Below are 17,372 nucleotides of genomic sequence, written 5' to 3'. Positions count from 1 at the left end.
ACGGCGACCGGACCCAGGACGGGATCCGAGACCTCAGCCGAGACGAGACCCGCGACCCGAGCCGTGACCCGAGCCGTGACGTGACCGGTGACCGGATCCGCGAGGAGGCCGTGGAGGCGGCGCTCGGCAAGCTGGACCTCGACACCAAGACCCGTCTGCTGGCCGGTCAGGACATGTGGTCGCTGCCCGCCCTCCCCGAGATCGGCCTGAGCTCCCTGATCATGTCGGACGGCCCCATCGGCGTCCGGGGCGTGCGCTGGACCGCCGACGACCCGTCGATCGCCCTGCCCTCGCCGACGGCCCTGGCCGCGTCCTGGGACCCCGCCCTCGCCCGACGGGCGGGCAGGCTCCTCGCCCAGGAGGCCCGCCGCAAGGGCGTCCACGTCCTGCTGGCGCCCACCGTCAACCTGCACCGCTCGCCGCTCGGCGGCCGCCACTTCGAGTGCTACTCCGAGGACCCGTACCTGACCGGCGAGATCGGCAGCGGTTACGTCAACGGCGTCCAGGACGGCGGGGTCGGCACCACCGTCAAGCACTTCGTCGGCAACGACGCGGAGACCGAACGCTTCACCGTCGACTGCGCCATCGCCCCGCGCCCGCTGCGCGAGGTGTACCTGGCGCCCTTCGAGGCCATCGTGGCCAACGCCCACCCGTGGGGGATCATGACCTCCTACAACCGCGTCAACGGCACCTCGATGACCGAGAACCAGTACCTGGTGAACGAGGTCCTGCGCGGCGAGTGGGGCTTCGACGGGTACAACGTGTCCGATTGGATGGCCGCCCGCTCCACCACCGGTGACATCCTCGGCGGCCTCGACGTCGCCATGCCCGGCCCCGACACCGTCTACGGGCCCGCCCTCGCCGGGGCCGTCCGGGCCGGCGAGGTCCCCGAGTCCGCCGTGGACGCCGCCGTCCGCAACGTGCTGCGGCTCGCCGCCCGCGTCGGCGCCCTGGAAGGCGCCCCGCCCGCGGTCACCGAGCTGCCGGATCCCGTGGACGGGCAGGCCCTGGCCCGGGAGATCGCGGCCCGCGGCTTCGTCCTCGTGCGCAACGAGGGCGGCGTGCTGCCGCTCGCCGCGGGCGAGGGCCGCACGGTCGCCCTGCTCGGCGCCGCCGCCCGCGACGCGCGCATCCTCGGCGGCGGCAGCGCCACCGTGTTCCCCGAGCGGCTGATCCCGCCGCTCGACGGGCTCACCGCGGCCCTCCCGCAGGGCGCCCTGACCTTCGCGGTCGGCGCCGACCCCAGCGAGGAACTCGTCCCCGCCGACAAGGGCTTCGCCCTGCGGGCCGTGTGCCGCGACGCCTCCGGCGCCGTCATCGGCGAGGGCAGCCTGCCGAGCGGCCAGGTCCAGTGGATCGGCGACGACCTGCCCGCGGGCGTCTCGTACGCGACCATGGCGAGCATCGAGGTCACCGGCACCTTCGTGCCGCGCGAGAGCGGCGACCACGCCTTCGGCACCCGGGGCCTCGGCGCCTTCGCCCTCACCGTCGACGGAACGGTCCTGTGGGAGGGCGTCCAGGAACTCGGCAACGAGGCCGACCCCTTCGAGGCCTTCTTCGGCGCGCCCAGCGAGCGCGGACGGATCCACCTCACGGAGGGCCGGCCCGTGGAGGTGGCGCTGACCTACCGGGTCCCCGACATGGGGGCGGTGTCGCTCAAGGCGATCATGTTCTCGCTGCTGCACACCGGGCCGCGCCGGGACGCCGACGAGCTGATCGCCGAGGCCGTGGAAGCCGCCCGGAGCGCCGACACCGCCGTCGTGGTCGTCGCCACCACCGAGCGGGTCGAGTCCGAGGGCTTCGACCGCGAGGACCTCACCCTGCCGGGCCGTCAGGACGACCTCGTGCGCGCCGTCGCCGCCGTGAACCCGAACACCGTGGTCGTGGTCAACGCGGGCTCTCCGGTGGAGCTGCCCTGGCGGGAGGAGGTCGCGGCCGTCCTGCTGACCTGGTTCCCCGGGCAGGAGGGCGGGGCCGCGCTGGCCGACGTGCTCCTCGGGGACGCCGAGCCCGGCGGACGCCTGCCCACCACCTGGCCCGCCGCCTTCGTCGACGCGCCCGTCACCGAGGTGATTCCCGACGGGGGGACCCTGGAGTACGCGGAGGGGCTCCTCATCGGCTACCGGGCCTACGAGGCGGGCTCCGTCGTCCCCGCCTACCCCTTCGGACACGGGCTCGGCTACACGGACTGGGCGTACGAGTCCCTGCACGCCACCCCCGAGGGCGTCCGGGTCCGGCTCACCAACACCGGCACCCGGCCGGGCCGCGAGGTCGTGCAGGTCTACCTGGCGCCCGTCGCCGACAGTGTGGAGCGTCCCGCCAGCTGGCTGGCCGGCTTCGCGGGCGTTGAGGCCGGCCCCGGGGAGAGCGTCGAGGTGGAGATCGCCCTGCCGGCCCGCGCCTTCGAGATCTGGGACGAGGAGGCCCGCGGCTGGCGTCGGATCGGCGGCGGCTACGAGGTCCGCGCGAGCCACTCGCACACCGACATCCGGCTGACGGCCACGCTCGACCTGACGTGAGCCGCCGGCGCGTGCTCCGCCGACACCTGACCGGGCCTCGCGTGATGTGACATCACATGATGTGCCGTCACATGATCCGATGACCCGACGCGGAACACCGCGTGATCCGCCGCGCGACACGCCGGAAGGCCCAATGGCCTGAAGTCGACCCTCGCGCGGCCCCGGAACGGACCGGAGGCGGGCCCTGACACCCGCCTCCGGTCCTCCGCGTCAACGCGGCGGCTCGGCCGCCGTCACCTGCCGGTGCGCCAGTTCGGCCAGTCGCGCCTGCCCGTCCTTGCCCGGGTGGAACCAGTCCCAGTGGCTCAACTGATCCGCCGCGAACGGGTACTGGAACACGGCGCCGCCGTCGTAGCGGCACAGCGCGTCCTTCCCGCACACCTCGCGCAGCACCTCGTTGTACTCGACCACGCGCGCCCGCACCTGCTCCCGGCGGGCCGTGGCCCCCGCCGTCGCCGACAGCGGTTCGGCCAGCATGGACTGACAGATCCCCAGCTTCCAGATCTGCCGGACCATCGGGCTGTCCTTGCCCTGCTCCCACAGCCGCTGGAGGTCGGGCACGGAGGACACGTACACCTGGGAGGCGGGGGACGCCGCCCGCAGCTCCTTGAGGGCCTTGTCGAACCCGTCGCGGAACTCCGCCACCGGAGTCATCGACGAAGCCGTCGGCCGGCAGGCGTCGTTCGAGCCCACCATCACCGTGACCAGGTCGGGCTTGTGCGCGGCCGCCGCGGTCAGCTGCACCGGCAGGTCCGCCATCCGGGAGCCGGTCACCGCGTAGTTCCAGCTGCGCGCGGGCGCCTGCGCCTCACCGAGCAGCCGGGCGGCGAGGGAGCGGACCAGCGGGTCGTTCCCGGTCGCCCAGGACGCCTCCGGGCAGTCCGCCAGCACCGAACAGGCGTCGAACCCGCGGGTGATGGAATCGCCGACGGCGGCGATCGACGTGGGAGCGGTGTTCCAGCGCGGCGCGGCCTGCGCCCCCCGCTCACCCGCGTCCGTCGGACCGCTCTCGTCGCAGCCCGTGACGCAGGCGGCCAGGACGGCCACCGCCACGCCCGCGCCCGCGAGGGCGCGGCGCGCGCGGCGGCGCGGAGCGGTGGTGCGCATGGGGTGGTCCTCCCTCGTCGCCCCTTGTCCTTCAGGGGCGTCCTGCTGAGTGAATGCTCTGTGTTTACCGGCCTCGGAGCGACCGTACGTCACACCATGACCCCTGGCGCACGGTAGCTTTTTCCCGTGGCGTTTCGGCCGCCACTGCCGATGCGCAATGTCAAATAATTTCCGTTACATTACATCACGTCACATACTGTCCGTTTTCTGGAGTTTATTCCCGACCTCGTCCCACACTGGAGGTCCCGGTGACGACACGTGGAGTTCTGTACGTGCATTCCGCACCGCGCGCGCTCTGCCCGCATGTGGAATGGGCTGTAGCGGGCGTGCTCGGGGTGCGGGTGAACCTCGACTGGATCCGTCAGCCCGCCTCCCCCGGCACCTGGAGAGCCGAGTTCTCCTGGCAGGCCGAGGCGGGCACCGCCTCGAAACTCGCCTCCGCACTGCGCGGCTGGCACCTGCTCCGCTTCGAAGTGACCGCCGAACCCTGCCCGACCGCCGAGGGCGAGCGCTACAGCTCCACGCCGGAACTCGGCATCTTCCACGCCGTCACCGGCATGCACGGCGACATCCTGATCCCCGAGGACCGGCTGCGCGCCGCCCTCGCCCGGTCCGTGCGCGGCGAGACCAACCTGGAAGCCGAGATCGCCAAACTCCTGGGGAAGCCCTGGGACGACGAACTGGAACCCTTCCGGTACGCCGGTGAGGGCGCCCCCGTCCGCTGGCTCCACCAGGTCGTCTGACCCCCCTGCCGACAGGCAGGTACGTGAAGGGCCCCGCCCGGCAGAAGCCGGACGGGGCCCTTCACGTCGTACGGGACTCCGGTCAGACGGAACGGAACGCGAGCGTCACGTTGTGGCCGCCGAAGCCGAAGGAGTTGTTGATCGCCGAGATCGGGCCGTCGACGGGCAGCTTGCGCGGCTCGCCGCGCACGATGTCCGCGTCGATGTCGTCGTCCAGCTCGGTGACGTTGATCGTCGGCGGGGCGATCCGGTGGTACAGCGCCAGGACGGTCGCGACCGTCTCGATGCCGCCCGCGCCACCCAGCAGGTGACCGGTCATCGACTTGGTCGCGGAGATCGCGATGTGGTCGAGGTCGTCGCCCAGGACCTTGCGCAGGGCCTTCAGCTCGGCCGTGTCGCCCTGCGGGGTCGACGTGGCGTGCGCGTTCAGGTGCACCAGCTCGGACGGGTCCAGGTTGGTGTTGTCGAGCAGGTTCTGCACCGCGGCCGCGACACCGCGGCCCGTCGGCTCCGGCTGCGCGATGTGGTGGCTGTCCGCGGACAGGCCCTGGCCCAGCACCTCGCAGTAGACGCGGGCGCCCCGCTTCGCGGCGTGCTCGGCGGACTCCAGCACCACGACGCCCGCGCCCTCACCGAGGACGAAGCCGTCACGGCCCTTGTCGTACGGACGGGACGCGCCGGTCGGGTCCTCGTTGTTCTTCGACATCGCCATCATGTTGGCGAACGCGGCGATGGGCAGCGGGTGGATCGCCGCCTCCGTACCGCCCGCGACGACCACGTCGGCACGGCCCGTACGGATCATCTCGACGGCGTAGCCGATGGCCTCGGCGCCCGACGCGCACGCGCTGACCGGGGTGTGCACACCGGCGCGGGCGTTGACCTCGAGGCCGACGTTGGCCGACGGGCCGTTCGGCATGAGCATGGGGACGGTGTGCGGGGAGACCCGGCGCACACCCTTTTCCTTCAGGACGTCGTACTGGTCGAGCAGGGTGGTGACGCCGCCGATACCGGAGGCGATCACGGTGCCCAGGCGCTCGGGAACGATCGATTCGTCCTCGCCCGCCGGAGCGGTGTAGCCGGCGTCGGCCCAGGCCTCACGGGCGGCGATGACGGCGAACTGCGCCGAACGGTCGAGCTTGCGGGCCAGGGGGCGGGGCAGTACCTCGCTCGGATCCACGGCAGCCTGCGCGGCGATGCGGACCGGGAGTTCGGCGAACCGCTCGCCCTCCAGGGGCGTGACACCGGACCGGCCGGCGAGCAGGCCTTCCCAGGTCGAAGCGCTGTCGCCACCCAGCGGAGTGGTTGCGCCGATACCGGTGACGACCACGGTGCGATTGGTCGGGCTCACAGGAATTCTTTCTCCACGTCTCAGGGGGTGCTGAATTGTCACGGCGCCACCGCCAGGTGGCGACAAACGCTCGGCAGGCTTTAGGCCTGGTTCTTCAGGATGTAGTCCGCGGCGTCGCCGACCGTCTTGAGGTTCTTGACGTCCTCGTCCGGGATCTTGACGTCGAAGCGCTCTTCGGCGGCGACGACGACCTCGACCATGGACAGGGAGTCGACGTCCAGGTCGTCGGTGAAGGACTTGTCGAGCTGGACGTCCTCCTGCGGGATGCCGGCGATCTCGTTGACGATCTCGGCGAGGCCTTCGACGATCTCTTCCTGGGTGGCGGCCATGTGGCGCTCCTTCTATAGCTGAATGGGTTGATCAGGGGCGGAACGGATTCCGACCCTAGGGGAGGGTAACGACCGTCGCGGCGTAGACGAGTCCCGCCCCGAAGCCGATGACGAGCGCGGTGTCGCCGCTCTTCGCCGCTCCGGTCGCCAGGAGCCGCTCCATAGCGAGCGGGATCGAGGCGGCCGACGTGTTGCCGGTGGTTTCGACGTCACGGGCGACCGTGACGTGTTCCGGCAGCTTCAGAGTCTTCACCATCGAGTCGATGATCCGCATGTTCGCCTGGTGCGGAATGAAGACGTCCAGGTCTTCCGCGGTGATCCCGGCGGCGTCGAGCGCCTGCTGGGCCACCTTGGCCATCTCGAAGACGGCCCAGCGGAAGACCGCCTGACCCTCCTGCGTGATGGCCGGGAACTTCTCCCCGCTGTCCTTGCCGAGGTACTCGTCCCACGGCACGGTCTGCTTGATGGTCTCGGACTTGTCGCCCTCCGAACCCCACACCGTGGGGCCGATGGCCGGCTCGTCCGACGGACCCACGACCACGGCGCCCGCACCGTCACCGAACAGGAAGGCCGTCGCGCGGTCCTCCAGGTCGGTCAGGTCCGAGAGCCGCTCGACGCCGATGACGAGGACGTACTGCGCCGAACCCTCGACCACCAAGCCCTTGGCGAGGGTCAGGCCGTAGCCGAAACCGGCACAGCCCGCGGAGATGTCGAACGCGGCGGGCTTCACCGCGCCCACGCGGTGCGCGATCTCCGTCGCCACGGCCGGCGTCTGCTTGAAGTGCGAGACCGTCGAGACGATCACGGCGCCGATCTGCTCCGGGGAGATCCCGGCATCGGCCAGCGCCTTCCCGGACGCCTCCACCGACATCTGGGCGACCGTCTCGTGCGGGCCGGCCCAGTGCCGCGTGGCGATGCCGGACCGGGACCGGATCCACTCGTCGGACGAGTCGATCGTCTCCAGGATGACCTCGTTGGGCACCACACGGGTCGGACGGTAGCCGCCGACACCCAGGATGCGGGCGTACGGGGAGCCCTTGGCCGGCTTGATCTTGGACATGCTGTGTGGGCTCCTTCTCTCAGGCCGCGTGCTCGGCGAGGAGCGCCGCGGCCTTTTCGAGATCGTCCGGCGTCTTCAGGGCCACGCTCGGCACACCCTTGAGGGCGCGCTTGGCCAGACCCGTCAGCGTGCCACCGGGGCACAGTTCGACGATCCCGGAAACGCCCAGCGAAGCGAACGTCTCCATGCACAGGTCCCAGCGGACCGGGTTCGCGACCTGGCCGACCAGGCGGGCGACGACGTCGGCGCCCGAATCGATGACGAGGCCGTCCCTGTTCGACACGTACTTCAGGACCGGGTCGGCCGGCGCGAGGGCCTGGGCGGCCTTCTCCAGCTCGGCGACCGCGGGGGCCATGTGGTGCGTGTGGAAAGCGCCCGCGACCTTGAGGGCGACGACCTTCATGGAGCCTTCGGGCTTCTCGTCCACCAGGGCGGCGATCTGCTCGACGGTACCGGCGGCCACGATCTGGCCCGCTCCGTTGATGTTGGCCGGGGTGAGCCCCAGCTTCTCCAGATGTGCGACCACCACGTCCTGGTCGCCGCCGAGGACGGCGGCCATGCCGGTCTCGGTGACGGCGGCCGCGTCGGCCATGCCCAGACCGCGGGTCCGGACGAACGACAGCGCGTCCGCGTCGGACAGGACGCCCGCGACCGCGGCCGCGGTGATCTCGCCGACGCTGTGGCCCGCCACGGCACCGAAGGCCGAGGACGAGCCGAGCGCGGAAGCGGACAGGAGACCCGCTGCGACGAGCAGCGGCTGTGCCACGGCCGTGTCGCGGATCTCGTCCGCGTCGGCCTTCGTGCCGTAGTGGGCAAGGTCGAGCCCGATGGCGTCCGACCAACCGGCGACGCGGTCAGCGGCACCGGGGAGTTCGAGCCAGGGAGTCAGGAAGCCGGGCGTCTGAGCGCCTTGGCCTGGAGCGACGAGTACGAGCACCCTCACACTCTCTCTTGTGGATGGTCCCCGCCGCCCGTGGGGACAGGGACGAAGAACCGTCGGGGTAATTGTTGATGTCCGACAAAAGTCTAGGACTGCGGATCCCCGTCGGCCAGACGCCCCAGGATCAGGGCGATTCGCAGCGTGAACGCCGAACGAACATCGGACGGTGACCACCCGGTGACGTCGGTCACACGTCGGAGCCGGTAGCGCACCGTGTTGGGGTGCACGAACAGCATCCGCGCGGCCCCCTCCAGGCTGCTCGCCTGCTCCAGATAGACGCTCAGCGTCTCCAGGAGCGCGGAGCCCGCCTCCTCCAGCGGTCTGTAGATCTCCTCCACCAGCTGCTCCCTGGCCGAGGGATCCGACGCGATCGCGCGTTCCGGCAGGAGATCGTCCGCCAGGACCGGTCGGGGAGCGTCCTGCCAGGCCGTGCAGGCCTTCAGGCCGGCCGCCGCCGCCTGGGCGGACTTCGTCGCGTTCAACAGGTCCGGGACCACCGGCCCCGCCACCACCGCACCCGCCGCGAACGGCCCGATCAGCGACTTCGCCACCTGCATCGGGTTGTCACTGCCACCCGCGATCACCACGAGGCGGTCGCCTAGCACCCCGGTGAGCACCTGGAGCTTGTGGTGGCGGGCCGCACGCCGGATCGCCTCGACCGTCAGCTCGCTGTCCCCGTCCGGCGCCGTGCCCAGCACCACGCACACGTGCTCCGGCGAGTTCCAGCCGAGCGCGGCGGCCCGCGACAGGGCGCCCTCGTCCGCCTCGCCCGACAGCACCGCGTTCACGACGAGGGACTCCAGGCGGGCGTCCCACGCCCCGCGCGCCTCGGCGGCCTGCGCGTACACCTGGGCGGTCGCGAAGGCGATCTCCCGGGCGTACACCAGCAGCGCCTCGCGCAGGATCGACTCGTCGCCGGGGGCCGCGACCTCGTCGATCGCGGTCTCCATGACCTCGATCGTCGTCCGCACCATCTCGACGGTCTGACGCAGGGTGATCGCCCGGGTCAGCTCCCGAGGAGCCGTCCCGAACACATCGGTGGAGATCGCCTGGGGCGTCTCGGGGTGCCGGAACCACTCCGTGAACGCGGCGATGCCGGCCTGGGCGACCAGACCGATCCACGAGCGGTTCTCCGGCGGCATCGCCCGGTACCACGGAAGGGTCTCGTCCATCCGCGCGATGGCGTTGGCGGCGAGTCGGCCGGACGACTTCTCCAGCCGGCGCAGCGTCGCGGCGTGCGGGTGGGCCGGATGCGCGGGACGGGTGTCGGGTGACTGCTCACGTTCGGGTTGGGGCACGGGACAAGACTGCCTTATCAGCGCCCCGGCGCGGACTCCGGTCCCGCGCCCCGTCCCACCCCTCGGGCTACGGTGGCCCCCATGATTGATGTACGCCGAGCCGCCGACCGGTACGCGGGAGGGGATCCGGGCGCCGGGATCACCACCGGGCACGCCTTCTCCTTCGGGTCCTTCTACGACCCGGACAACATCCGCTTCGGCCCGGTGCTCGCCTGCAACGAGGAGCGCCTCGCGCCCGGCGCGGGCTTCGACGAGCACCCCCACAGCAACACCGAGATCATCACCTGGGTGGTCGAGGGCGAGCTCACGCACCGGGACGGCGTCACCGGCGGCACGGGCCTGGTGCGACCCGGTGACGTGCAGCGGCTCGGCGCCGCTTCCGGGGCCCGGCACGTGGAGCGCAACGACGGGGCCGTGCCGCTGAGGTTCGTGCAGACGTGGCTGGCGCCGCTCGCCGCCGGCGGGGAGCCCACGTACGAGCTGGTCCACGGTCTGGCGGACGGCACCCCGTACGAGGTACCGGCGGCCGGAGCGGTGCTGCACGTCCGGCGGCCGGCGGCGGGCCAGCGGGTCCCCGTACCGGACGCGGAGCGGGTCTACCTGCACGTCGTCCGGGGGGACCTGCGGCTCGACGGGGAGGAGCTGGGTCCCGGGGACTCGGCGCGGATCACCGCCGAGAAGGGCCTGGAGGTCACCGCCGGTTCGCCGGGGGAGCTGCTGATCTGGGAGCTGCCGCTGTGACGGCCCGAGCCGTCCCTGCGGAAGGGACGCCCTAGCCGCGCAGTTCGGCGAGGACCGCGTCGGTGAACGGGGTCCAGGCCTCCGCCGCCCAGGGGCCGAAGGCGCGGTCCGTCAGCGCGACGCACGCGGCGCGGGCGTCCGGGTCCACCCACAGGAAGGTGCCGGACTGGCCGAAGTGTCCGAAGGCGCGCGGCGAGGAGGTCAGGCCGGTCCAGTGCGGGGACTTGCCGTCGCGGATCTCCAGGCCGAGGCCCCAGTCGTTGGGCGACTGGTGTCCGTAGCCGGGCAGGACGCCCTTGAGGCCCGGGTGGACCACCGAGGTCGCCCCGGCGACCGTGCGCACGTCCAGCAGGCGCGGTGCCTGGAGCTCGGCGGCGAAGCGCACCAGATCGGAGACGGTGGAGACGCCGTCCTTCGCGGGCGAGCCCTCCAGGGCGGAGGAGGTCATGCCCAGCGGCTCGAACACGGCCTTGTGCAGGTACTCGGCGAAGGGGATCCCGGTCGCCTTCGCGATGTGGTCGCCGAGCACCTCGAAACCGGCGTTGGAGTACAGCCGGCGCTGTCCGGGCGGAGCCATGACACGGTGCTCGTCGAAGGCCAGTCCGCTGGTGTGCGCGAGCAGGTGACGGACCGTCGACCCTTCGGGGCCGGCCGGCTCGTCCAGCTCGATCGCACCCTCCTCGTACGCGACGAGCGCGGCGTACGCGGTGAGCGGCTTGGTGACCGAGGCCAGCGGGAAGCGCCGGTCGAGGGGCCCGTGCGAGCCGGCGAGGCTGCCGTCGGCGCGCACGACGGCGGCCGCCGCGGTCGGTACCGGCCAGGTGTCGATGATCCGCAGGCTGTCCATGCCGTTACCGGTCCCCGTGCTCTCCGCGCTGTCCATGCGGCCGAGCCTACTTGCTTGGAGTGCACTCCAAGGTTTTAGCGTGGGGCCATGAGCCTGACGCAGACGCGGTACACGATCAGCGAGGTCGAGGCCCGGACGGGTCTGACCCAGCACACGCTGCGCTGGTACGAGCGGATCGGCCTGATGCCGCACGTGGACCGCTCCCACTCGGGGCAGCGTCGGTTCAGCGAGCGGGACCTGGACTGGCTGTCCTTCGTGGGCAAGCTGCGGGCCACCGGCATGTCGGTGGCGGACATGGTCCGGTACGCCGAACTGGTCCGCGAGGGCGAGCACACCGTCGAGCAGCGCCGTGAGCTGCTGGAACGCACCCGTACCGAGGTGCGGTCGCGGATCACGGAGCTGACGGACGCCCTCGCCGTATTGGATTTCAAGATCGGGATGTACGAGATGAGAACGGTCGCGGGGAAGGCGGGGTCATGACGGACAACCAGCACGAGCACGAGCAGCGGCAGCACGTCACCATCGAGCGGACCGAACTGGGCAGGGGCGGCCCGGTCGTCGGCGTCCAGGGCCTCGGCTGCATGGGGATGAGCGAGTTCTACGGGGACACCGACGAGGCGGCGGCCCGAGCCACCCTCGACGCGGCGCTGGACGCCGGCGTCACGCTCTTCGACACGGCGGACGTCTACGGGCGCGGCGCCAACGAGGAGTTCCTCGCGCCCTTCGTGGCAGCCCATCGGGACGGGATCACCCTCGCCACGAAATTCGGCATCGAGCGCACGGACGACCCCCACCACCGGGGCGTCCGCAACGACCGGGCGTACGTCCGCCGGGCCGTCGAGGACAGCCTGAGGCGCCTCGGCGCGGACGTGATCGACCTCTACTACATGCACCGCCGGGACCCGGCCGTGCCGCTCGTCGAGTCGGTGGGCGCCATGGCCGATCTGGTGCGGGAGGGGAAGGTGCGCCACCTGGGGCTCAGCGAGGTCACGGGGGCCGAGCTGCGCGAGGCGTACGCGGTGCATCCCATCGCGGCGCTCCAGTCGGAGTGGTCGCTGTTCAGCCGGGACGTCGAGCGCAGCGCGGTGGGCGCGGCGGCGGAGCTGGGGGTGGCCTTCGTCCCGTACTCCCCGCTGGGGCGCGGCTTCCTGACGGGGGCCTTCGCGGACGCCTCGGTGGAGCTGTCGGCCGGGGACTACCGCCGGTACCAGCCCCGGTTCACCGGCGACAACGCCCGGGCGAACGCGGAGCTGTTGGCTCCGGTCCGCCGGATCGCGGCGGCGCACGGGGTGACGCCGGCGCAGGTCGCGCTGGCGTGGGTGCAGCAACGGGCGGCGGTTCACGGCCTGACGGTGGTCCCCATCCCGGGCACGCGGCGGCCGGGCCGGGTCGTGGAGAACGCGGCGGCGACCCGGATCACCCTGACCCCCGCGGAGCTGGCCCTGTTGGAGCCGGTCGCGGCGGGCGTCGCGGGCGACCGCTACCCGGACATGAGCTCCACCTCGGCGGCCCGCGAGGCCTGACCCCGAGCCGCCGGCAGTCGCGGAGCCCGGCGGCGCGGAGCCCCGATCAGGAGGGCGTGAAGCGCGCGCGGAGCGCCGAGTACTCGGCGTCCGTGAGGAGGCCCGCCCCGTGGAGTTCCGTCAGGTGGCGCAGGCGGTCGTCCTCGGAGGGGCCGGGCGACGGGACGGAGGCGACGGGGGTGCGGGCGCCCAGGGCCGCGAGGACGGCGGCGGCGAAGGGCAGCGATTCGTGGACGGCCCCGTAGCCGACGCCGAAGACCGCGGCCGCGAGGTCGTGGTCGGGTCGGGCGTCGGTCGTGGTGTCGCGCGGGACGAGCCGCAGGTGGCCGCCGCCCGGACGGTCGGGGGAGGTCCACTCGACGCCGGTGACGGAGGTCAACGGGTACCGCTGGTCGCCGGCCTTCCACTTGGTGCTCGTCGCGCCGGTACGGGACCACTGGAACGTCACGGTGGTGCCGTCGAAGCCGACGCGGGCGTCATAGGCCTTGAGTTGGAGCGGCGGTTCGGGGACGTCGACGAGGAACCGGTCGGCGGGCCCGTCGGCGTCCGGGTCGAGGCGTGCGCGCAGGGCCTGCGCGAAGGCGTCGGCGTCGGCCGCCCGGTCACGGGGCAGGACGAGGCGGTAGGGGTCGCAGGCGTCCTTGAGCTGCCCGGCGGCCGCTTCCATCAGCGGATCGGCGCCGGGCCGCGGTTCGGCGCGCAGGATCACCGTGTCTCTTCGGCCTGCGGTCACGTTCGCCCCGGACAGCGCTTCGAGGGGGATCCTGCGCGGGCCCAGCGCGTGCCAGAGCCGTGGCGTTCGCATCCCCCGTGCGAAGCGGATGAGCACCGAGTCCGAGTCGAACTCCCAGACGGCATGATTTCCGGCCAGTACGTCACCCATGCGGCACATCGTAAAGGGACGCGGCCCCGCACGTCTTCCTTGCCGGGGGGCCAGCTTTTTCCGGGGTTCTGCCGGTGAGAGGTGGGACGGGTCCTCGTCAGTCCCCGTCAGTCACCCTCCGTGCCGGAAATTCCTCGGCGGCAGTCGTCGCCGTCGCCCACACAGGCGACGGAACCGAACGTGCCGGTTCCGATCCGGGCGAAGTTGTCGAGCGAGGCGGTACCTGGCTCGAAATAGCCGGTGTGGCTCCTCGCGCCCGCCGAGGACAGCACCCGCGCGCCGAACTCCGGGGAGACCGGGTCCGCCCCGTGGCCCAGCCCGCCGAGCTCCAGGTGCGGTACGTCCTCGATCCAGTCGCCCTCGTCCCGCATGGCCCACACCCGGGCGCTCGTGTCCAGCTCGGTGACGTTCCCGGCGCGCATGCCCGGACTGCCGGCGACCACCACGTCCGTCACCCGGCGGGGCAGCCCGTGGGCGGCGACCCCGCACACCACGGATCCGTAGCTGTGGCAGAACAGGGCCACATCGGCGTCACCGGGCAGGGCGGCGGCCAGGGACCGCAGGCGGGTGGCGCCCTGGACGGCGAGCCGGCCCGTGGCGGCGTCGACACCGACGCCGGTGGGCGCGGTGTAGCCGGCCCAGGCGATGACGGCGGTCGCGCTGTCGGGCGCGGCCGCGCGCTCGGCCTCGTACAGGGACCGCGCCATGCCGGCGGGGGCGGTGAGGCGGCGCTGGGTGCGCTCGAAGGTGACGGCGTCGGTGTCCACGCCGGGCACGATCACCGAGACCCGGCGGGCCCGGTCGAGGTCGCCGAAGACCTCGGCGACGAGGCCGCCGCCGGTGGGGTCGAAGGTGAGGATCTGGCGGCCCGGGTCGGCGAGCGACGCGAAGCGGTGCGCGCGCCGGACGGCCGTGGCCCGGTCGGCCGGGGTGAGGGCGATGTCGCGGGCGCGCTCCTGCTCGATGCCCTCGGCCCGTTCCAGGGAGACGCGGTTGGCCTCGTAGCGCAGGTGGGCGGGGGCCCCGTCGAGGTTGCCGACGACGAGGGGGTAGCCGGTGGTGAGCCGCGCCCGCTGGGCCCCGTCCAGGCTCGCGAAGAAGCGGGCCACCGTCCGTACGGGCGCGTCCGCGGGCGGCACGGCCCGGCCGTCGATCCGGGCCACGGCCCACGCGGCGAGCGCGGCCGCCCGAGGCGGGGTGCCCGCCTCGGGGCGGTGCACGGCGGTCCAGCCGGTGGTGGCGAGCATGACGAGGACGACCGCGAGCGCGAGCAGGGTGCGCAGGGCGGCGACGGGGCGCGCGGGTACCGCGGCGGCGGCGGAGGGGGCGGGGCCGGACAGTTTCACTGGAGTCAGACTAAAAGACCGCCGGAGCCCCCGGCGCGCCAGGTGATGGGGCTCACGGCCGGTGGTGGGACGGGGCCCGCCATCCGGCGGTGCGGTCCGCGACGGAGAGTCGCGGTCCGTCGGCCGGCGCCGCGCGGCCGACGCCCGTCGGTCGGGGCCGGCGGACGCGGTCCCCGGAAGCGGTGACGGAAGGCCGTCGGCCCCCTCAGTCGAGGTCGGCGGGGGTGCGGCGCCAGTCCGAGGCGAGGGCCGGACCGATCTGGTCGAGGTAGGCCTCGGTCATCCGCCGGATGGCGTCGACACTGGCGTCCTCGCCCTGCCCCCAGAGCCGCCCGGTGACGCGCATCACGCCGCAGAAGGCGGCGACGGCCACCCGGGGCCGGGGGTCCGCGTCCACGTCCAGGCCCTCGCGGGTGGCGATCAGTCGGGCGATCTCCTCCTCCAGCTCGGTGGAACGTCGCAGGTGGACGGCGAGCAGCGCGGGCGTGGACTCGATCAGCTGGTAGCCCCGCATGTACAGGTCCACGGGAACCACCTCGGAGATGGCCTCCTCGACGGTGTCCCAGGCGGCGAGGACCGCGCGGCGCATCGCCGTGAGGGGCCCCTCGGCGGCGGGCCGGGCCCGCAGTTCGGCCACGAAGTGCGATTCGACCAGGTCCTGGACGGCGAAGGCGACCTCCTCCTTGTTCGCGAAGTAGCGGAAGAAGGTGCGCTGGGAGACGTCCACGGCGGCGGTGATCTCGTCGACCGTGGTCCGTTCGTAGCCCTGGGAGATGAAGAGGAGGAGCGCGGCGCGCAGCAGTGCGTCCCGGGTGCGCCGCTTCTTGCGCTCGCGCAGTCCGGCCGCCGGGGCGTCCGGTGCGGGCCGCAGATCGGTCATCACCGTGGGGTCCTTTCTGACGCAGAGTGAGCGGTCAGGGTACCTGTGACCCACGCGACAAAGATGGCCGCGTTGAGCCGTTTGTGAAGTGTCAGTCGCTGTCACTAGCCTGTTCGCATGACTAGTCAGATCACCGTCCACGACCAGGTGCCGGGTAAGGAACCCGGCCCGGCGCAGGACCGGTCCGGGCTTCGCGGCCATCCGTGGCTCACTCTGTTCGCCGTGGCGATCGGCGTCATGATGGTCACTCTGGACGGCACGATCGTCGCCGTCGCCAACCCAGAGATCCAGAAGGACCTGGGCGCCAGCCTCGCCGAGGTGCAGTGGATAACCAACGGCTACCTGCTGGCCCTCGCGGTCTCCCTGATCACCGCGGGGAAGCTCGGCGACCGCTTCGGGCACCGCCAGACCTTCCTCATCGGCATCGCCGGCTTCGCGCTCTCCTCGGCGGCGATCGGCCTGTCGACCGGTGTCGGCCTCGTCATCGGCTTCCGCGTCGCGCAGGGCCTCTTCGGCGCCCTGCTGATGCCCGCGGCCCTCGGCCTGCTCCGCGCCACCTTCCCCGCCGAGAAGCTCAACATGGCCATCGGCATCTGGGGCATGGTGATCGGCGCCTCGACCGCCGCCGGGCCCATCGTCGGCGGCCTGCTCGTCGAGCACGTGAGCTGGCAGTCCGTCTTCTTCGTCAACGTGCCCGTCGGCATCGTGGCGCTGGTCTTCGGCCTGTTCATCCTGCTCGACCACCGGGCCGAGAACGCGCCGCGCTCCTTCGACCTTCCCGGCATCGTGCTGCTGTCGGTCGCGATGTTCTCCCTGATCTGGGCTCTGATCAAGGCCGCCGAGTGGGGTTGGGGCGACTCGAAGACCCTGCTGTTCCTCGCCGCGTCCGTGATCTGCTTCGTGCTCTTCACCGTGTGGGAGTCGAAGGTCTCCGAGCCGCTGATCCCCCTGGGCATGTTCCGCTCGCTGCCGCTGTCCGCCGGCACGGTCCTCATGGTCCTGATGGCCTTCGCCTTCATGGGCGGCCTGTTCTTCGTCACGTTCTACCTGCAGAACGTGCACGGCATGAGCCCGGTCGACAGCGGCCTGCACCTGCTGCCGCTGACCGGCATGATGATCATCGGCTCGCCGCTGGCGGGCGCCGCGATCACCAAGGTCGGCCCGCGCGTGCCGCTCGTCGCCGGGATGGTCGCCACCGCCGCCGCCTGCTTCGGGATGGCCCGGCTCACGCCCGACACGGGCACCCTCACGATGTCCCTGTGGTTCGCCCTCCTCGGCCTCGGCCTCGCCCCGGTGATGGTCGGCGCCACCGAGGTGATCGTCGGCAACGCCCCGCTGGAACTCTCCGGAGTGGCCGGCGGGCTCCAGCAGGCCGCCATGCAGGTCGGCGGCAGCCTCGGCACCGCCGTCCTCGGAGCGGTCATGGCGGCCGAGGTCGGTGACACGTTCGGGGACAAGTGGGAGCGGGCGCAACTGCCGCCGCTCGCCCCCGCGGACCTCGAACTCGCCGAGAAGGGCGTCCAGGTCGGCCTCGCGCCCGTCCCGGAGGGCGCTCCCGAGCAGGTCGCCGGGGCCATCAGCGCGGTCGCGCACGACACCTTCGTGTCCGGCATGAGCACGGCGTTCACCGTCGCCGGCGTGGTCGCGGTCCTCGCCGCGGTCGTCGCCTGCTTCACCAAGCGCGGCGCCAACGCCGAAGCGGGGGCGGGGGCGGCCCACATCTGAGGGACCCCGCCGGCCGTTACGGCCGGGTCAACCCCGCGCGTACGACAGCCCCGCCGGACGGTTCCGGCGGGGCTGTCGCCTAT

General features: G+C 72.4%; 16 protein-coding genes. 6 read left to right on the top strand and 10 right to left on the bottom strand.

The window, feature by feature from the left end; translation table 11 throughout:
* The first annotated feature begins 80 nt into the window (after nt 1–80).
* On the top strand, nt 81–2,519 hold the full coding sequence (locus NOD94_RS14335; protein WP_281206301.1) for a glycoside hydrolase family 3 C-terminal domain-containing protein: 2,439 nt from the start codon (nt 81–83) through the stop codon (nt 2,517–2,519).
* A gap of 210 nt (nt 2,520–2,729) precedes the next feature.
* Here NOD94_RS14335 and NOD94_RS14330 read toward each other — a convergent pair whose 3' ends face one another.
* Nucleotides 2,730–3,626: an SGNH/GDSL hydrolase family protein gene (locus NOD94_RS14330; RefSeq protein ID WP_281206282.1), complete on the bottom strand. Its 897-nt coding sequence runs from the start codon at nt 3,624–3,626 to the stop codon at nt 2,730–2,732.
* Nucleotides 3,627–3,874: 248 nt separating this feature from the next.
* Between NOD94_RS14330 and NOD94_RS14325 the strand changes: the two genes are divergently transcribed.
* Nucleotides 3,875–4,369, top strand: coding sequence for a DUF3145 domain-containing protein (locus tag NOD94_RS14325; RefSeq protein ID WP_281206281.1), 495 nt, complete (start codon nt 3,875–3,877; stop codon nt 4,367–4,369).
* Between the two features lie 82 nt (nt 4,370–4,451).
* Here the strand turns inward: NOD94_RS14325 and fabF are convergent, their stop codons facing one another.
* The 5 genes from fabF to NOD94_RS14300 form a co-directional block, all read right to left on the bottom strand.
* Nucleotides 4,452–5,717, bottom strand: coding sequence for a beta-ketoacyl-ACP synthase II (gene fabF / locus NOD94_RS14320; protein ID WP_281206280.1), 1,266 nt, complete (start codon nt 5,715–5,717; stop codon nt 4,452–4,454).
* An 80-nt stretch (nt 5,718–5,797) separates the two neighbouring features.
* Nucleotides 5,798–6,046, bottom strand: a complete 249-nt coding sequence (locus NOD94_RS14315) for an acyl carrier protein (protein ID WP_281206279.1) — start codon at nt 6,044–6,046, stop codon at nt 5,798–5,800.
* Nucleotides 6,047–6,101: 55 nt separating this feature from the next.
* Nucleotides 6,102–7,106 carry a ketoacyl-ACP synthase III gene (locus tag NOD94_RS14310; RefSeq protein WP_281206278.1) on the bottom strand — a complete coding sequence of 335 codons (1,005 nt, stop codon included), beginning with the start codon at nt 7,104–7,106 and terminating at the stop codon, nt 6,102–6,104.
* A gap of 19 nt (nt 7,107–7,125) precedes the next feature.
* Nucleotides 7,126–8,043 (bottom strand): ACP S-malonyltransferase, encoded by a 918-nt coding sequence (locus NOD94_RS14305; RefSeq protein ID WP_281206277.1) that lies wholly within the window; start codon nt 8,041–8,043, stop codon nt 7,126–7,128.
* Nucleotides 8,044–8,132: 89 nt separating this feature from the next.
* Entirely contained in the window at nt 8,133–9,344 is a 1,212-nt protein-coding gene (locus NOD94_RS14300) for a helix-turn-helix domain-containing protein (protein ID WP_281206276.1), read from the bottom strand.
* A gap of 81 nt (nt 9,345–9,425) precedes the next feature.
* Between NOD94_RS14300 and NOD94_RS14295 the strand changes: the two genes are divergently transcribed.
* Nucleotides 9,426–10,085: a pirin family protein gene (locus NOD94_RS14295; RefSeq protein WP_281206275.1), complete on the top strand. Its 660-nt coding sequence runs from the start codon at nt 9,426–9,428 to the stop codon at nt 10,083–10,085.
* Nucleotides 10,086–10,116: 31 nt separating this feature from the next.
* Here NOD94_RS14295 and NOD94_RS14290 read toward each other — a convergent pair whose 3' ends face one another.
* A complete protein-coding gene (locus tag NOD94_RS14290; protein ID WP_281206300.1) occupies nt 10,117–10,932 on the bottom strand; it encodes a serine hydrolase domain-containing protein in 816 nt (271 codons plus the stop codon).
* Nucleotides 10,933–11,019: 87 nt separating this feature from the next.
* Between NOD94_RS14290 and NOD94_RS14285 the strand changes: the two genes are divergently transcribed.
* Nucleotides 11,020–11,412 carry a MerR family transcriptional regulator gene (locus NOD94_RS14285; RefSeq protein WP_281206274.1) on the top strand — a complete coding sequence of 131 codons (393 nt, stop codon included), beginning with the start codon at nt 11,020–11,022 and terminating at the stop codon, nt 11,410–11,412.
* A complete protein-coding gene (locus tag NOD94_RS14280; RefSeq protein WP_281206273.1) occupies nt 11,409–12,455 on the top strand; it encodes an aldo/keto reductase in 1,047 nt (348 codons plus the stop codon). The genes NOD94_RS14285 and NOD94_RS14280 overlap by 4 nt, the downstream gene beginning before the upstream one ends.
* Nucleotides 12,456–12,501: 46 nt before the next feature.
* Here NOD94_RS14280 and NOD94_RS14275 read toward each other — a convergent pair whose 3' ends face one another.
* The 3 genes from NOD94_RS14275 to NOD94_RS14265 form a co-directional block, all read right to left on the bottom strand.
* Nucleotides 12,502–13,347, bottom strand: coding sequence for a DUF4429 domain-containing protein (locus NOD94_RS14275; protein WP_281206272.1), 846 nt, complete (start codon nt 13,345–13,347; stop codon nt 12,502–12,504).
* Nucleotides 13,348–13,445: 98 nt separating this feature from the next.
* The gene (locus tag NOD94_RS14270) at nt 13,446–14,585 is read right to left on the bottom strand and encodes an alpha/beta hydrolase (protein ID WP_348652329.1); all 1,140 of its coding nucleotides are present in this window, start codon (nt 14,583–14,585) and stop codon (nt 13,446–13,448) included.
* A gap of 304 nt (nt 14,586–14,889) precedes the next feature.
* Nucleotides 14,890–15,564 carry a TetR family transcriptional regulator gene (locus NOD94_RS14265; RefSeq protein ID WP_281206271.1) on the bottom strand — a complete coding sequence of 225 codons (675 nt, stop codon included), beginning with the start codon at nt 15,562–15,564 and terminating at the stop codon, nt 14,890–14,892.
* Nucleotides 15,565–15,681: 117 nt separating this feature from the next.
* Here NOD94_RS14265 and NOD94_RS14260 point away from each other — a divergent pair, with 117 nt between their 5' ends.
* Entirely contained in the window at nt 15,682–17,289 is a 1,608-nt protein-coding gene (locus NOD94_RS14260) for an MFS transporter (RefSeq protein ID WP_281206270.1), read from the top strand.
* The last annotated feature ends 83 nt before the right edge of the window (nt 17,290–17,372 follow it).

The sequence above is a fragment of the Streptomyces sp. Isolate_45 genome, from assembly GCF_024721315.2.
Taxonomy (GTDB): Bacteria; Actinomycetota; Actinomycetes; order Streptomycetales; family Streptomycetaceae; genus Streptomyces.
This window is presented reverse-complemented; position numbering and strand designations above follow the sequence as displayed.

What these genes read in the sequence shown, in the direction of transcription:
- NOD94_RS14295 (WP_281206275.1), top strand. Translation starts at nt 9,426, where the DNA reads ATGATTGATGTACGCCGAGCCGCCGACCGGTACGCGGGAGGGGATCCG.
- NOD94_RS14270 (WP_348652329.1), bottom strand. Translation starts at nt 14,585, where the DNA reads ATGCTCGCCACCACCGGCTGGACCGCCGTGCACCGCCCCGAGGCGGGC.
- NOD94_RS14280 (WP_281206273.1), top strand. Translation starts at nt 11,409, where the DNA reads ATGACGGACAACCAGCACGAGCACGAGCAGCGGCAGCACGTCACCATC.
- NOD94_RS14315 (WP_281206279.1), bottom strand. Translation starts at nt 6,046, where the DNA reads ATGGCCGCCACCCAGGAAGAGATCGTCGAAGGCCTCGCCGAGATCGTC.
- NOD94_RS14330 (WP_281206282.1), bottom strand. Translation starts at nt 3,626, where the DNA reads ATGCGCACCACCGCTCCGCGCCGCCGCGCGCGCCGCGCCCTCGCGGGC.
- NOD94_RS14285 (WP_281206274.1), top strand. Translation starts at nt 11,020, where the DNA reads ATGAGCCTGACGCAGACGCGGTACACGATCAGCGAGGTCGAGGCCCGG.
- NOD94_RS14290 (WP_281206300.1), bottom strand. Translation starts at nt 10,932, where the DNA reads ATGGACAGCCTGCGGATCATCGACACCTGGCCGGTACCGACCGCGGCG.
- NOD94_RS14260 (WP_281206270.1), top strand. Translation starts at nt 15,682, where the DNA reads ATGACTAGTCAGATCACCGTCCACGACCAGGTGCCGGGTAAGGAACCC.
- NOD94_RS14265 (WP_281206271.1), bottom strand. Translation starts at nt 15,564, where the DNA reads ATGACCGATCTGCGGCCCGCACCGGACGCCCCGGCGGCCGGACTGCGC.
- NOD94_RS14310 (WP_281206278.1), bottom strand. Translation starts at nt 7,106, where the DNA reads ATGTCCAAGATCAAGCCGGCCAAGGGCTCCCCGTACGCCCGCATCCTG.
- NOD94_RS14275 (WP_281206272.1), bottom strand. Translation starts at nt 13,347, where the DNA reads ATGTGCCGCATGGGTGACGTACTGGCCGGAAATCATGCCGTCTGGGAG.